14 protein-coding genes are annotated in these 14,892 nt (G+C 73.6%); 5 read left to right on the top strand and 9 right to left on the bottom strand.

Features of this window, described 5'->3' with window-relative positions; translation table 11 throughout:
- The coding region (locus IE312_RS41055) for an AMP-dependent synthetase/ligase (RefSeq protein ID WP_229900211.1) at positions 1-1,128 on the top strand (1,128 nt) is incomplete at its 5' end.
- Positions 1,129-1,141: 13 nt separating this feature from the next.
- Here the strand turns inward: IE312_RS41055 and IE312_RS20710 are convergent.
- On the bottom strand, positions 1,142-2,779 hold the full coding sequence (locus IE312_RS20710; protein WP_370467579.1) for a GMC oxidoreductase: 1,638 nt from the start codon (positions 2,777-2,779) through the stop codon (positions 1,142-1,144).
- Positions 2,780-2,830: 51 nt separating this feature from the next.
- Positions 2,831-3,973: a glycosyltransferase family 4 protein gene (locus IE312_RS20715; RefSeq protein ID WP_189983849.1), complete on the bottom strand. Its 1,143-nt coding sequence runs from the start codon at positions 3,971-3,973 to the stop codon at positions 2,831-2,833.
- Between the two features lie 121 nt (positions 3,974-4,094).
- Here IE312_RS20715 and IE312_RS20720 point away from each other — a divergent pair, with 121 nt between their 5' ends.
- Entirely contained in the window at positions 4,095-5,330 is a 1,236-nt protein-coding gene (locus IE312_RS20720) for a glycosyltransferase 87 family protein (RefSeq protein ID WP_189983850.1), read from the top strand.
- On the opposite strand, the gene IE312_RS20725 is transcribed toward IE312_RS20720, so the two are convergent.
- Positions 5,291-6,613: an MATE family efflux transporter gene (locus tag IE312_RS20725; protein WP_189983851.1), complete on the bottom strand. Its 1,323-nt coding sequence runs from the start codon at positions 6,611-6,613 to the stop codon at positions 5,291-5,293. The two genes, IE312_RS20720 and IE312_RS20725, sit on opposite strands and share 40 nt — an antisense overlap.
- Positions 6,614-6,730: 117 nt before the next feature.
- On the opposite strand from IE312_RS20725, the gene IE312_RS20730 reads away from it, so the two are divergent.
- Entirely contained in the window at positions 6,731-7,264 is a 534-nt protein-coding gene (locus tag IE312_RS20730; protein WP_189983852.1) for a PadR family transcriptional regulator, read from the top strand.
- On the opposite strand, the gene IE312_RS20735 is transcribed toward IE312_RS20730, so the two are convergent.
- From IE312_RS20735 to IE312_RS20755, 5 genes are all read right to left on the bottom strand, one after another.
- A complete protein-coding gene (locus IE312_RS20735; protein ID WP_189983853.1) occupies positions 7,245-8,432 on the bottom strand; it encodes a hypothetical protein in 1,188 nt (395 codons plus the stop codon). The genes IE312_RS20730 and IE312_RS20735 overlap by 20 nt on opposite strands.
- Before the next feature lie 27 nt (positions 8,433-8,459).
- Positions 8,460-9,470 (bottom strand): C40 family peptidase, encoded by a 1,011-nt coding sequence (locus IE312_RS20740; RefSeq protein ID WP_189983854.1) that lies wholly within the window; start codon positions 9,468-9,470, stop codon positions 8,460-8,462.
- 238 nt (positions 9,471-9,708) lie between these two features.
- Entirely contained in the window at positions 9,709-10,749 is a 1,041-nt protein-coding gene (locus IE312_RS20745; RefSeq protein WP_189983855.1) for a C40 family peptidase, read from the bottom strand.
- 211 nt (positions 10,750-10,960) lie between these two features.
- Complete coding sequence (locus IE312_RS20750; RefSeq protein WP_189983856.1) at positions 10,961-12,304, bottom strand: NYN domain-containing protein; 1,344 nt, start codon at positions 12,302-12,304, stop codon at positions 10,961-10,963.
- 45 nt (positions 12,305-12,349) lie between these two features.
- Complete coding sequence (locus IE312_RS20755) at positions 12,350-12,589, bottom strand: hypothetical protein (RefSeq protein ID WP_014672226.1); 240 nt, start codon at positions 12,587-12,589, stop codon at positions 12,350-12,352.
- 153 nt (positions 12,590-12,742) lie between these two features.
- Here IE312_RS20755 and IE312_RS20760 point away from each other — a divergent pair, with 153 nt between their 5' ends.
- Positions 12,743-13,486, top strand: a complete 744-nt coding sequence (locus IE312_RS20760) for a rhomboid family intramembrane serine protease (RefSeq protein WP_189983857.1) — start codon at positions 12,743-12,745, stop codon at positions 13,484-13,486.
- Positions 13,483-13,764, top strand: coding sequence for an Lrp/AsnC family transcriptional regulator (locus IE312_RS20765; protein WP_189983858.1), 282 nt, complete (start codon positions 13,483-13,485; stop codon positions 13,762-13,764). Before IE312_RS20760 ends, IE312_RS20765 begins: the two co-directional genes overlap by 4 nt.
- Before the next feature lie 10 nt (positions 13,765-13,774).
- On the opposite strand, the gene IE312_RS20770 is transcribed toward IE312_RS20765, so the two are convergent.
- A partial coding sequence (locus IE312_RS20770; RefSeq protein ID WP_229900213.1) for a PQQ-binding-like beta-propeller repeat protein occupies positions 13,775-14,892 on the bottom strand: 1,118 nt, incomplete at its 5' end.

Raw genomic sequence — 14,892 nt, forward strand, 5'->3', positions numbered from 1 at the left:
TCGGTGCTGCTGTTCCTGCCGCTCGCTCATGTCTTCGGGCGGCTGGTGCAGGTCGCGCCGATGATGGCGCCGATCAAGCTGGGCTGCGTCCCGGACATCAAGAACCTCACCGACGAGCTGGCCGCGTTCCGGCCGACGCTGATCCTCGGGGTGCCGCGGGTCTTCGAGAAGGTCTACAACTCGGCGCGGGCCAAGGCCCAGGCGGACGGCAAGGGCGCGGTCTTCGACAAGGCCGCGGACACCGCGATCGCCTACAGCAAGGCGCTGGACAGCCCGTCGGGTCCGTCGCTCGGCCTGAAGATCAAGCACAAGGTCTTCGACAGGCTGGTCTACAGCAAGCTGCGCGCGGTCCTGGGCGGCAAGGGCGAGTACGCCATCTCCGGCGGCGCCCCCCTCGGCGAGCGGCTCGGGCACTTCTTCCGGGGCATCGGCTTCACGGTGCTGGAGGGCTACGGCCTGACCGAGTCCTGTGCGGCGACGGCGTTCAACCCGTGGGACCGGCAGAAGATCGGCACGGTCGGGCAGCCGCTGCCCGGCTCGGTGGTGCGGATCGCGGACGACGGCGAGGTGCTGCTGCACGGCGAGCACCTGTTCAAGGAGTACTGGAACAACCCGGGCGCGACCGCGGAGGCGCTGGCCGACGGCTGGTTCCACACCGGTGACATCGGCACCCTGGACGAGGACGGCTACCTGCGGATCACCGGCCGGAAGAAGGAGATCATCGTCACGGCGGGCGGCAAGAACGTGGCCCCCGCGGTGATCGAGGACCGGATCCGGGCACACGCGCTGGTCGCGGAGTGCATGGTGGTGGGCGACGGGCGGCCGTTCGTGGGCGCGCTGGTCACCCTCGACGAGGAGTTCCTGGGCCGCTGGGCCGCCGAGCACGGCAAGCCGGCGGGCGCCACCGCGGCGTCGCTGAAGGACGACCCGGAGCTGCACGCGGCGGTCCAGGCGGCGGTCGACGACGGCAACGCCGCGGTCTCGAAGGCGGAATCGGTGCGGAAGTTCCGCATTCTGTCCTCCCAGTTCACGGAGGAGTCGGGCCACCTCACCCCGTCGCTGAAGCTCAAGCGGAACGTGGTGGCGAAGGACTACGCGGCCGAGATCGAGGCGATCTACGCCAAGTGACCCGGGCGGTGCCTCATGGCGCGGTGTCCTCGGCGAGGACCCGCGCCATGGTGCGTTCGGCGAGGGCCGTGATGGTGACGAACGGGTTCACACCGATCGACCCGGGGACGAGCGAGCCGTCGGTGACGTACAGCCGCGGGTACCCCTTCACCCGTCCGTAGCCGTCGGTGGCCCGGCCCAGGACGCAGCCGCCGAGCGGGTGGTAGGTGAAGTCGTCCGCGAAGACCTTGCTGCCGGAGCCGAACAGGTCGTACCGGTAGATCGTGGCGTTGGCCGCGTTGATCCGGTCGAACAGCTTCCTGGCCATGCGCACCGAGACCGCGCTCTGGTCGGCGGTCCAGCCCAGCCGCACCGCCCCGGAGGTGCTGTCGTAGGAGAACGCGGCCCGCTCGGGGTTCTTGGTGATCGCCAGGTACAGGCTGATCCAGTGCTCGAAGCCCATGGGCAGCGGGGCGATCTCCGCGAAGACCGGGTTGTCGGGGTTGGCCCAGTCGTCGATGCCCATCACGGGCATGGTGGCCTGGTGGGCGCCGACGGTGTCCCACACGTGGTTGGCGCGGCCGAGCATGGTGTTGCCGTTGGTGCCCCAGCCGGCGCCCACGTCGGCGCCGAGGCCGGGCAGGGTGCCGGTGTCCCGGGCGCGGACGAGGAGTTCGGTGGTGCCCAGGCTGCCGCCGCCGAGGAAGAGGTACGTGCAGCCGTACTGCCGTCTCGCCACGACCGCCCCGGTGTCGTCGATCCGGTCGGTGGTCAGCACGTACGACCCGTCGCCCGCGCGGCTGACCGCGGTGACCTTCTCCAGGGTCTGGATGGTGACGTTGCCGGTGCCGAGGGCGGCGGCCAGGTAGGTCTGGTCGAGGCTGCGCTTGCCGTGGTTGTTGCCGTAGATGACCTCGCCGGCGAGCGCGGACTTCTCGGCCGTGCCGGCGGCCTCGCGCTGCATGTGGCCGAAGTCGTAGACGTTGGGCACGAAGGTGGTGCGCAGGCCCGCGTTGGCGGCGGCCTTGCGGGAGGTCCGGGTGAACCGGTACCACTCGGTCGACTCGAACCAGGCCGGGTCGACGGCGTTCACGCCGAGCATGGCGCGGGCGCGCGGGTACCAGGTGCCGTACATCTCGTCGGCGTCCACGGCCGGGAACTGCTCGGTGAAGTAGGACCGCGGCGGGGTGACGGCCATGCCGCCGTTGACCAGGGAGCCGCCGCCGACGCCCCGGCCGACGTAGACCGACATGGCGTCGTAGTGCACGCGGTCGAGGACGCCCGGATAGGGGCTGATGTCCCGGTTGACCAGGTCCAGCCAGAGGAAGGTGGCGAGCGGCGCCTCGGTGCGGGTGCGGAACCACATCGAGCGCTGGTCGGGGGCGTTGGTGGAGCAGAACACCTTGCCGTCGGCGCCTGCGGTGTTCCACAGCCGGCCCATCTCCAGGACCAGGGTGCGGATGCCGGCCTGGCCGAGGCGGAGGGCGGCGACCGCGCCGCCGTAGCCGGAACCGACCACGATCGCCGGGGCGTTGTCGGTGGGGGCGGGTTCGGCCGCGCGGGAGGACTGGAGTCCGATGCGGGTGAACCCGAGGGCGGCGGCCGTCTGGAGTGCCGCCATGCCGAGGATGTGACGTCTTGTCAGCTGACGCTGCATCAGTTTTGCTGTCATGCGCGCAGCATGTGCGGATTTTCCGGTTCCGCCTAGGGCCGCGACGGGTTTCTAGAGCAGAGCTTTCAACTTCTCCGCCAGCAGGTCCCAGCGCCACTTCTCCTCGACCCACTGCCGGCCGCGCGCGCCCATCCTCCGGCGCAGCTCGGGGTCCTGGAGCAGGGTGACGATCCGCTCGGCCGTCTGCTCCGCCGAGCCGCCCCGGACCACCCAGCCGGTCTCGCCGTCCAGGACCGCGTCCGGGGCGCCGCCGGAGTCGCCCGCGACGACGGGCAGGCCGGTGGCGGAGGCCTCCAGGTAGACGATGCCGAGACCCTCCACGTCGAGGCCGCCGCGGCGGGTGCGGCAGGGCATGGCGAAGACGTCGCCGGCGCCGTAGTGGGCGGGCAGCTCGGACCAGGGGACGGCGCCGGTGAAGCGCACCGAGCCGGCGACGCCCGTCTCACGGGCCAGGCGGCGCAGGTTCCGCTCGTAGGGACCGCCGCCGACGATCAGCAGGACGGTGTCCGGCTCGGCGGCGAGGATCCGAGGCATCGCCCGGATCAGGGTGTCCTGGCCCTTGCGGGGCACCAGCCGGGAGACGCAGACCACGACCGGCCGGTCGGTGAGCCCGAGCCGCGCGCGGACCTCGTCGCCGCCGGAGCCGGGGTGGAAGGTCTTCTCGTCGACCCCGGGCGGCAGCTGCACCATCCGGCCGGCCGCGTCCGCGGTCAGCGCGGCGGCTATCCGGGAGCGGGTGTACTCGCCGAGGTAGGTGATCGTGTCCGTGGACTCGCCGATCCGGCACAGCAGCCGCCGGGCGGCGGGCAGCTGGGCCCAGCCGGCCTCGTGGCCGTGGGTGGTGGCCACCAGCCGCTCGGCGCCGGCCCGGCGCAGCGCGGGTGCCATGAGGCCGAGCGGGGCCGCCGCGCCGAACCACACCGAGGTGCAGCCGTGCTCGCGGAGCAGCCCGGCCGCGCGCCGGGTGGCCCCCGGGGTGGGCAGCAGCATGGTCGTGCGGTCGCGCACGACGGGGAAGGGCTGCTCGGCGTCGAACGCGGCGGTGGCCTCGGCGCCCTCCCGGCCGCGCTTCCAGGTGGAGGCGTAGACGACCAGCCGGCCGGGGTCCAGGCGGAGCGCCATGTTGTGCAGGAAGGCCTGGATGCCGCCCGGCCGGGGCGGGAAGTCGTTGGTGACGATCAGGGTCTTGTGCATCGCCGCCGACCCTACCGAATGGGCCGTCCGGCGGGCCGGGTCCGGCCGAGCCTGTGGCATGTCCACAGCCGCGCAGGACATCATGGTCGCCCGACGCGGAAATCGAACGGCAGGGGATCACGTGGACACGAAGGGTGCCGGGCGGTCCCTGGCCTGGCTGCTCGGGACCTGGGCCGCCACGCGCGCCGTGCTGCTGCTGTTCGTGTTCCGGGTGTACGCCTTCCCGGGCCCGGACGTCACCTCGGACGTGTCGGTGATCTACCGCGGCTGGTACGAGGTCCTGCGGCAGGGAACGTTCCCGCTGGACGACGTGACCTGGCAGTACCCGCCGGCCGCCGCCCTGGCGGTGCTCTCCCCCGCCCTGCTGCCCTTCCTGTCGTACGCGCACGCCTTCTACCTGCTGGCCTGGCTGGCCGACGCCGTCGTCCTGGTGCTGCTGGTGTCCGCGGGCGGGCGGCCGGAGCGGTCCCGGCGCGGGGCCTGGGTGTGGGTGGCGGGCGTGCCGCTGCTCGGGCCGACGGTGTACGCCCGCTACGACGTGATGGTGACCGCCGTGGCCGTGGCGGCGCTGCTCGCCGGGGCCGCACGGCCGCGGGTGCTGGGCGCGCTGACGGCGTTCGGGGCGCTGCTGAAGGTGTGGCCGGCGCTGCTGCTGGTCGGTGCCGTGCGGCGGCGGGCGTGGGGCGCGGCGGCGGTGACCGCGGCGGGCCTGGCGCTGGTGTTCACGGTGGCCATGCCGGGCGCCTTCGCCTTCCTGACCTTCCAGCGGGACCGGGGCACCGAGGTGGAGTCGCTGGGCGCCCTGGCCTTCCACGTGGCCCGGCACTTCGGCTGGCAGGGGCAGGTGCTGCTGAACTACGGATCGATCGAGTTCCTCGGCCCGCACGTGGACGAGGTCAGCTCGGCGGCGCTGGCGCTGACCGGGGTCGCGTTCGGCTGGCTGCTGCTGTGGCGGCTGCGCGCGGCCCGCTTCGCGCCGCACACCCTGCCCGACGCGGCCCTGACGGCGGTGCTGCTGTTCACGGTGACCAGCCGGGTGATCAGCCCCCAGTACCTGGTGTGGCTGGTCGGCCTGGCCGCGGTCTGCCTGGCACACCGGGCGAGCCGCATGGGACCGCCGGCGCTGCTGGTCGTCCTCGCCTCCTTCGTGACGGTCCTGGAGTTCCCGCTCGGCTTCTCGCACGTCGTGCTGAGCGACTGGTACGGCGTGGCGCTGCTGGCGGTCCGCAACGGCCTGCTGGTCGCGGCCACGCTCACGGCGGCCCGCCGCCTGTGGCGGGCGACCGTGCCGCGGTCCGCGGACGCCCCCTTCCCGCCTCAGGCCACCCGCGCGAAGGAGACCCCCGTCTCCTCCTGACGCCGGGCCCGCCGCAGCAGCGTCGCCACCGCAGCGCACTGCACGGCCATCGCGAGGGCCAGCGCCAGGCAGACGCCGGGCAGGCCGAGGCCGGAGAGGGCGTAGGCCAGCGGGAGCTGGACGGCGGTGCCGAGCAGGGTGACCCGGAGCAGCGCGGGCGCTCCCCCGCTGCCCTCGAAGACCCCGCCGAGCGCGATGAAGCAGGCCATCAGCAGCAGGTAGGGGCCGATGCAGCGGAGCAGGAGCACGCCCTGGCGGGCGACCTCGTCACCGGCCCCGAAGGCGGCCATGATCCAGGGCGCGGCGACGGCGAACAACGTGGCGGCCGTGAGGGCCGCGGTCCCGGCGACGAGCACCGCCTGCCGGCCGATGTCCCGGCGGGCGTCCCCGCCCGAGCCCCGGGTGTGCGCGGTGTGGATGGCCGCGGCCTGCCGCACCGAGTAGAAGGCCATCGTGGCGAGGTACAGGACCTTGTAGGCGATGGAGTAGGCGGCCACCGCGGTGACGCCGACCCGGGCCACGATCGCCACCAGGACCAGGGCGCCGCCCTGGCGGACGGTGAAGTCGGCGGACATGGGCAGCCCGGTGGCGAGGGTGCGGCGCAGGGCCGCCGCGAGGGGCGCGGCGGGGCGGGTCCGGGCGGCCGTGCGCAGCAGGGCGGTGCGGCGCAGGGCACGCAGGCCGAGGGCGAGGGCGGCGGCGCGGCACAGCACGGTGGAGGCGGCGGCGCCGGCGACGCCGTGGAGGTGGATGAGGACGGGGTCGCAGACCAGGATCAGCCCGTTGGCCAGCAGGGCGAGCCGCAGGGGCGTGCGGGTGTCACCGGCGCCCTTGAGGATGCCGTCGACGAGCTGCTGCACGAAGAAGACGGCCGTACCCGGCAGGGAGAGGGCGAAGTAGGCGGTCGCGAGGCGGACGGCCGCCGGATCCCCGCCGCCGAGCACCAGGCCGGCCAGCGGCTCGCGCAGCAGGAAGCCGCCCGCCGCCACCACCGGCGTGACCACCGCGCACAGCGCCCAGCCCCCGCGTACGGCGGCCCGTACGGCGGCCGGGTCGCGGGCCCCCCGGGCGTGCGCCACCAGCACGGTGGTGCCGGAGGCGAACACGAGGGCGATCCCGAGCAGGACGTTCTCGGTGTTGGTCGCGACGGCCACGGCGGCGACGGCGGCGCCGCCGAGCCGGGAGACCCAGACGGTGTTGATGATCCCGGAGGCGACGGAGGCGAGCAGGGACAGGTAGACGGGGTGGGCGAGCGCGATGAGCTGTCTGCGGTGGGCGTTCACGGTGCGGCTCCCGGGTCGGCTGTCGTGCGCGGCATACCTCGCAACGAGCTACCTCGATTCGAGGTAGCTCGATAAGAGGTAGCATGGGGCGCCGGAGAGCCGCAAGGAGGAATGCGCGTGCTGGAGCTGTCGATCCTGGGCTTCCTCGCCGAGGAACCGCTGCACGGCTATGAACTGAAGGACCGCATCAGGGCGCTGAGCGGCCACGTCCGCCCGGTCAGCGACGGAGCGCTGTACCCGGCCATCAACCGGCTCGTCGCCGCCGGCCTGCTCGACCAGCGCACCGCGGACGGCGTGAGCGCCGCCCCGCGCCGGATGCTGTCCCTGACCGGGAAGGGCCGCGCGGAGCTGCGGGAACGGCTGCGCCGGCCCAAGCAGGCGGAGATCACCGACCACGTCCGCTTCAACACGGTCCTGGCCTTCCTGCGGCACCTGGACGACCCCGCCGAGCAGGCCGCCGTGCTCCGCCGCCGCCTGGAGTTCCTGGAGACCCCGGCGAGCTTCTTCTACCGCGGAGGCGAGCCGGTCCGGGCGGAGGAGAGCGGGGACCTGTTCCGGGAGGGCATGCTGCGGGTGGCGCGGGCCACCGGACGGGCCGAGCGGGAATGGCTGCGCGAGGCGATCGAGGTGCTCAGCCGAGCTGCGCCCTGACGTAGGCGCGCCAGCGGGCGGTGAACTCCCGCGGGCTCGTGCCGAGCACCTTCTCCAGCGCCTCCTCGACCGCGCCGGCCCGCTGCCCGTGGGCGCCGACCGTCCGGTAGAAGGCGCCGAGCCGGGCCGGACCCCACTGGTCGGCGATCATCCGGCAGGCCAGCCAGCCGCCCTCGTAGGCACGGGCCAGCGCGGTGGGTTCGCTCGTGAAGGCGAAGTCCGCGTCGCCGGGGAGCGCGGGGGGTGTCTCGCCGTCCCGGACGGCACGGGCGAGTTCCGGGGCGGCCTCGGCCGGGGCGCGGCCGGTGCCGAGGTAGCCGATCCAGTCGGCGTAACCCTCGGAGAGCCACAGCGGGGTGGCCGCGGTGGTGCGCGCCCGGGTGGCGACGTGGGTGGTCTCGTGGGTGAGGACGACCTGCTTGCCGGGGTCGCCCAGCCCGGCGTACGCCTCCGGGTTGACCACCACCCGGTCCGCCGGGGTGCGGCCCGAGCCGCCCGCCTCGCCGGTGGTGACGGCGGCGATGCCCCGGTAGGCGGCGGCGGGCGAGCCCAGCAGGGACGCCATGCCCGCCAGGGACCGCGGGACGAGCACGACGACCCGGCGGCTCCAGTCGGTGCCCCACGCCCCGGAGACGGCCGGGACCGCGCGGTCCGCCAGCCGGACGTACGACCTCAGGTCGGCGGCCGCGCCCCCGGTGCCGAGCACCAGGCTGTGCGCGCCCCGCGCGGCGGTCACCGTGCCCTGGTCCCACAGCTGCTGCCCGGCCCGCGCGGCGGGCCGCTCGGCGGTGACGTACCACTGGCCGCCGGCGGTGCGGCCCAGGACGAGGGTGCGGCGGACGTCGACGGGGGCCCTGTCGTAGCCGGCGACGCGGTAGCGCAGGTCGGCGTCGGCGGTGGCGCCCGCGCCGGTGCGGCGCACGGCGGTGACCCGGTAGCTCCAGGAGGCCAGCGGGAGGGCGCGCAGCCGGGTGTACGCGGTGCGGGTGCCCGTCGCGCCGTACGCCGTCTCGTCGTGGCCGAGCAGGGCCGCGGCGCGCCGGTCCAGCACCCGCTGCACCTCGGCCCGCGCGGAGTCGGCCGCCGTGGGCCCGCCGCACCCGGTCAGCGGCAGCAGCAGACCCAGCCCCACGACCCCGATGCTCCACGCCCGCCTGCGACCAGCCACTTCCCGATCGTACGGCGCGCGGCGCGGTCAGGGCCGGGTGACCGAGGAGACCGGCATCATCCCGACCGGGTCGTACCGCACCGGTGCGCCGGGGTAGGGCGCGTGGATGACCTGGCCGTTGCCCGCGTACATCGCGACGTGACTGGCGTCGGAGCGGTAGACGACCAGGTCGCCGGGGCGGGCCTGGGAGAGCGGGACCCGCCGGCCGGCGAACCGCTGCTCCTGCGAGGTGCGCGGCAGGTGCACGCCGGCGTGCGCGTACGCCCACTGCATCAGGCCCGAACAGTCGAAACCGGAGGGGCCGTTGGCCCCCCACACGTAGGGACGGCCGAGGGCGGAGCGGGCGGCGGCCAGGGCCGCGGCGGCACGGCCGCCGGGCGCGGGGACACCGGCCGGGTCGGGCAGGTCGGCGCGGCCACCGCGGGAGGCCCGGTCGTAGGCGGCGCGTTCGGCGGTGGGCAGGGCGTTGACCAGCTGCCGGGCCCGGGCGAGCTTGCGCTCCACGGTCCGCTTGTGCGCGGCCACGGCCTTGCGGCTGCGCTCCAGCTCGGCCAGGGTCCCGGCCGCCTCCGCGCGCTCCTGGGCGAGGTCGCGCAGCACCGACTGCAGCTCCTTGAGCCGGCCGGCCTGCCGGGTGCCGATGCGGTCGAGCGTGGAGGCCTTGTCCAGGTAGTCGTCGGGGTCGGCGGAGAACAGCAGGGCGACCGTCGGGTCGATGCCGCCGGTGCGGTACTGGGCGCCGGCCAGCGAACCGAGCTGCTCGCGCAGGTCGTTGACGCGCTCCTGCTGGCGCGCGATGTGGTCCTGCGCGTCCCGCAGCCGACGGCGCAGCCGCCCGGCCTGTTCGTCGGCCTTGTCGTAGGCCTGGGTCGCCTTCTCGGCCTCCTCGTACAGGCGGTCCACCTCGGCCCGGGCGCCGCCGCCCGGCGCCGCATGCGCCGGTACGGCGCCGAGCGCGGCCATCGCGGCGGACAGTACGCACAGGGCGAGGGCCCCCCGGTCGAATCCGGAGGGAACAAGGCGGCGATGGGACCCCACGGCAGTCCTTCTGCTGGCGGACACAGACCGTTTCCCCGGCGCCTGGGGACGGGGAGGCCCCGGCGCCGGGGAAACGCGGCAGACAGTAGCCGTGCGGAGCGGTCCGGGCCAAAGACCTCGGAGTCAACGCAGAGTGACGCCCCGCCGCTGACGCAGGTCATGGGCGGGGCGTGGAGTCAGTTTCAGTCCCGGTGATTCGCCCGTTCGGGCGCCGTCGTGTCCGGTGTGTCGCCGGGTGTCAGACCCGGACGCCGAACATGAACGGGCCGCCGATGGTCGTCATGGACTCGTACCGGACGACCGTGCCGGTGCGCGGGGCGTGCAGGATCTGGCCGTTGCCCGCGTAGAGGCCGACGTGGTGGATGTCGTTGAAGAAGAAGACCAGGTCGCCGACCTTGAGGTCGCTCTGGTTGTAGATCTTCGTACCGATCTGTGCCTGCGCCTCGGAGGTGCGCGGGATGGAGACGCCGGCCTGGGCGTAGGCCCAGGAGGTCAGACCCGAGCAGTCGAAGGAGGAGGGGCCGGTGGCGCCGTAGACGTACGGCGAGCCGAGCCTGGTCTGCGCGGCGGCGAAGGCGGCCTGGGCGCGGTTGGAGGCCGGCGGGGCGTCCTTGAGTTCCACGCGCTCGGTGGAGGAGCGGTTGGCGCGCTGCTCCTTCTGGGCCAGCTCCGCCTTCTCCTTGGCGGTCAGGGAGTTCAGCAGCTTCTGCGCCTCGGCGAGCTTGCTCTGGACTTCCTTCTTCTTGTTGCCCAGTTCGGTGCGGGTGGCGGAGAGGTCCTTGAGCTTCTCGGTCGCCTCCGCCCGCTCCTGGGCGAGTTCGCGCTGCTTGTCCTGGATCTTCTTCAGCGCGTCGACCTGCTGGCTGCTCAACTGGTCGAGCGTGGACGCCTTGTCGAGGAAGTCGTCCGGGTCCGAGGACAGGAACAGCTGGACCGAGGAGTCGATGCCACCGGACCGGTACTGCGCGGTCGCCAGCGAACCCAGGCCGTCGCGCAGCTTGTTGAGGTCCTCCTGGCCACGGGCGACGTTGTCCTGGATGGTGGCGATTTCCTTCTGCAGCTTCTGCTGCTTCTCCTTGGCGCCGTTGTACTTCTCGGTCGCCTGCTCGGCCTGCTCGTAGAGCTTGTCGACCTTGGCCTTGACCTCGTCCTTGCCGAGCTTCTCGCTCGGCGCGGCGTTGGCGGCGTTGGCGCTGAGCGCGACGGCAGCTGCGGCAGCGGTGGTGAGCACGGTCACGCGGGTGCGGCTCGGCTGCTTGGGTCGACGGTGGGACGCCACGGAGGACGAACTCCTTCTTGTGAGTGATCACCCGTTCGGAGGTTCGAGCCCAGACCCTAGTGACCCCGCTGTGATCAGTTCAAATCCCACAGCAAAAAAACCCGTCACGCAATGCATTCTTTGCACACAACTCACATGCAGTGAGTCCCGATTGACACTACGTTGCGTGACGATACGGCCAATTCGGGCATTACCCGTGCCCGTTGGACCTTCAGGACAGTCGCTTCAGAAGCACCGCAGAGGCCACCGGTCGGGCACCCGCCTTCGCGACCCCGTCGGCGACCTCGCGGTCGGTGGAGGCGACGATGACCGGACGCCCCGGCGGCTCCGCGCGCACCAGCTGGCGGATCAGCTCGTCGGCCGTCACGCCCGGCTTGGAGAACAGCACCCGCACCCCGCGCGGCGGCGCGAGCAGCACCGGCGCGGCCAGTTCGGCGCCGTCGAAGACACACGTCACCTCGGCGCCGGTCTGCGCGGCGAGCGCCGACAGCTGACCCAGCAGCCGCAACCGCTGCTTCTCCAACGGCATCTGCGGATAACCGGTCTTGGTCACGTTGTAGCCGTCGACGACCAGGTGCGCCTGCGGCAGGGCCAGCAGCTGGTCGAGGATCGCCGGATCGTTCTCCGACAGGGCGCGCGCCGCGATGTCCTTCGGGGTCATCCGGCCCGGCTCCACCGCGTCCACGGTCTCCGCCGGGCGCACGGACACCGGCGGCAGCGCGAGTTCGCGCCGCAGCCCCTGGGTGGCGTCCAGCAGGGTGTCCAGCAGCAGCCGCACCCGCATGTCCTCCACGCTGCGGCCCTCCCGGGCGGCCCGGCGGGTGGCCTCCAGCGCGGCCTCCGCCTCGCCGAGGCGGGTCTTGAGCCGCCTCGACTCGCTCTCCGCCGCCGACACCTGCGCCTGCGCCTCGGCCCGCAGGGTGTCGGCCTCACCGCGCGCCTTGCGCAGCGCGGCCTCGCCCCTTTTGACGTCGCTCAGCGCGGCACGCAGCTTGCGGTGCAGCGATTCCGCTTCCTTCCGGGCCGACTCCAGCTCCGTACGCAGCCGTTCGGTCTCGGCGCGGGTGTGCTCCCGGGCCTGCGCCAGCTCCGCGCGCAGTCGCTCCAGCTCGGCCCGGCTCTCCTCGTCCGCGCGCTCGGCGTCCGCGCGCTGGGCCTCCTCGCCGGCCGCGGTGACCAGCTTCACCCAGCCCGCCGGGCGCAGCACGTAGGCCGCGGCGGCCACGTCGAGCGGGTCGGCGGCCGGCGGCGGGGAGCCGGAGTCGAGGGCAGCGGCGAGTTCCGGCTGGGCCTCCCGGAACTTCTCGCCGATCCGCTGCCGGAACAGCGGATCGGTCTCCAGTGCCGCCGCCATCGCGTTCCCGGCGAACTTGGCCCGACGATTGGGGGCGAAGCGGGCGTACTGTCTCAACTGGGCGGGCAGTTCGGCCACGGTCAGCCCGCCGAAGCTGTCGGACACGATCTGCACGACCCGCCGGCGCACGCCGTCGGGCAGCGGACGGTCAAGCACCTCGGCGGTGCCGTCGCCCGGCCCCCCGCCTGCGGTCTCCACCATCCGTCACACCCCAATACCGGAAAAAGCCTCTCCGGGGCCGCCCGCTCAGGAGCCGGCGCCCGGCCTGTCCACCAGTTCCACCTGGTCCACCGCGTTGCACCAGCGGCAGCGCACCGACTCGATGGTCTCACTGACCACCTCGCGCTCCTCCACCGTCGGCTCGCCCGCCAGATCGAGGTGGACGTACTCGACGACCTTCGACGAGCGGGTGACGTCGAAGCGGGTGAGGTTGCCGCACAGGGTGCAGCGCCATCGCGTGGTGGCCGTCGGCAACGGAACCGTCATGGTGACTGTTCTCTTCCTTGTCGTGTCGGTCCGCGCCGTCCCCCGACGCGTGTGGCTCGTAACCCTACGGCCTGGCGGGGACCCGCCGCCCGTCCGTTCACGGCGGCGAGGCGGTCTGTCAGCTTGCGTCCCGTTACGTCATGCTCTGTAGTCATGATCAGCACCTGGAGCAGGGCGGCCGGCCGGACACTCGGAGCGGTCCGGCGCGCGCCGGCCGCGACGACGTACGGCCTGATCGCCCTGTGCACCCTGGTCTTCGCCCTCGGCCCGGCCTCCGGACTGGTTCCCGGGTACGGCTCCGGGGAGGCGCTGTCCGCCGCGCAGCGGACGTACTTCCGGCACTGGGGGGTGGTGCCGGCCGAGCTGTTCGACGGACCCGCCGGGGCGGCGCTCACCCCGGTCACCGCGCTGTTCGTGCACGGCAGCTGGGTGCATCTGCTCGGCAACATGCTCTTCCTCTTCGTCTTCGGGGCGATGACCGAGGAACGGATGGGCCGGGTGGAGTTCACCCTCTTCTACGTCGGCTGCGGCTGCCTCGCCCTGCTGGGGTACGCGGCCGCCAACGCGGCCTCCGAGCAGTCGCTGGTCGGCGCCTCCGGGGCGATCTCCGCGGTGCTCGGCGCGTTCCTCTACCTGTTCCCCCGCGCGCGCGTGACCAGTCTTCTGCCCTTCCTGTTCTTCCTGCCGCTGCGCTTCCCCGCGTGGGTGGTGCTGCCGTTCTGGGCGGCCCTGCAGTGGCTGGCGGCGGGGCGGGCCGCCGACGGGCCGGGGGTGGCCTACCTGGCGCACCTGCTGGGGTTCGGTCTCGGGTTCGGCTACGCCTGGGTGCGGTACGGGCGTACCACTAGAGTGAAAGCCGCCCCAGCTCCGGTCCCCGAGGGAGAGAAACAACCGTGATCACCGCGATCGTCCTGATCAAGACCAGTGTGGACCGGATCCCCGAGATCGCGGAGCGGATCGCCGCGCTCGACAGCGTCAGCGAGGTCTTCTCGGTCACCGGCACCTACGACCTGATCGCCATGGTCCGCGTCGCGCAGCACGAGGACCTCGCCGAGGTCATCCCGGGCCGGATCAGCAAGATCCCCGGTGTGGAGGCCACGGACACGCACGTCGCGTTCCGCACGTACTCCCAGCACGACCTGGAGGCCGCCTTCGCGATCGGCCTCGACAACTAGGGCCCGCCGTTCACCCCCGGGCGATCAGGTCCACCGCGGCGACACCGGTGCCCGAGGGGACGTAGAGGCGGCTGCCGCGGACCAGCGGGGCGTGCTGGTCGTCGGCCGCGGCCCGGCCGAGGGCCGCGTCCCAGCGCCGCCCGCCGTCCAGGTCCAGCGCCCACACCCGGTCGCCCGCACGGGCGTACACGGTGTCGCCGGCCACCACCGCCCGGGGCTCGACCGTGCTCCCCGCGACGTCCTGCGCCCAGGCCCGGGTGCCGTCGGCCGCCCGTACCGCGTACACCGAGCCCTGCTCCGTGCCGACGGCCAGCGCCCGGTTGCCGGCCGTCAGGGGCCCTGAGCCGGCGTCCCTGCGCCACAGGCGACGGCCGTCCGAGACGCGGAAGCCCTGGCGTACCGCACCGGCGTGCGTGATCAGGGTGGGGCCGACGAGGGCCAGGACGGTGACGTCGGTGCCCGCGCCCACCTGCCACTTCCGCGTCCCGTCCCGCGCGTCCAGCGCCAGCAGCTCGTCGCCGTAGCTGCCCGTGTAGACCACCCCGGCCGCGACCAGCGGGGCGCCGGTGGGGCCGGCCGGCATCCTGAAGGTCCAGTTCTCGCTGCCGTCGGGGCCGTAGCTGCGCAGGCCGCCCGCGTACCTGCCGCCGACGGGGACGAGCACGTCCGCGCCGAGCGGCACCGGGACGACGTGGCCCGTGTCGCCGAGGGTACGGGTCCACAGGGGGCTGCCGGACGGGCTCACCGCGGTCAGCCGGCGCTCGCCGTCGCCGTGCAGGCCGACCACGCAGTACACGGCGTCCCGGGTCGCCACGGGCGTGGAGACGTCGTCGCCGAGCCGGACCTTCCAGCGCCGGGAGCCGTCCCGGGAGATCGCGTGCAGGGCACCGCCCGAGGTGCCGGCGTAGACCACGGAACCGTCCGGGGAGAGCGCGCAGCAGGCGCCGTCCAGACCGCCGATGCCGCCCAGGTCGTACTGCCAGCGCAGCACCGCGGAGCGGGCGGCGGCCCCGGTCTTCGCCGCGGCGGGGGCCGAGCCCTCGGACTCGGGCGGCCGGTAGCCGCCGTCCAGCCCCTCGGTCTCGGACCGGAACCCCTGCTGCCACAGCAGGCCACCGGCCGCCACGG

Origin of the sequence: Streptomyces capoamus (assembly GCF_014654935.1) — a bacterium.
Taxonomy (GTDB): domain Bacteria; phylum Actinomycetota; class Actinomycetes; order Streptomycetales; family Streptomycetaceae; genus Streptomyces; species Streptomyces capoamus.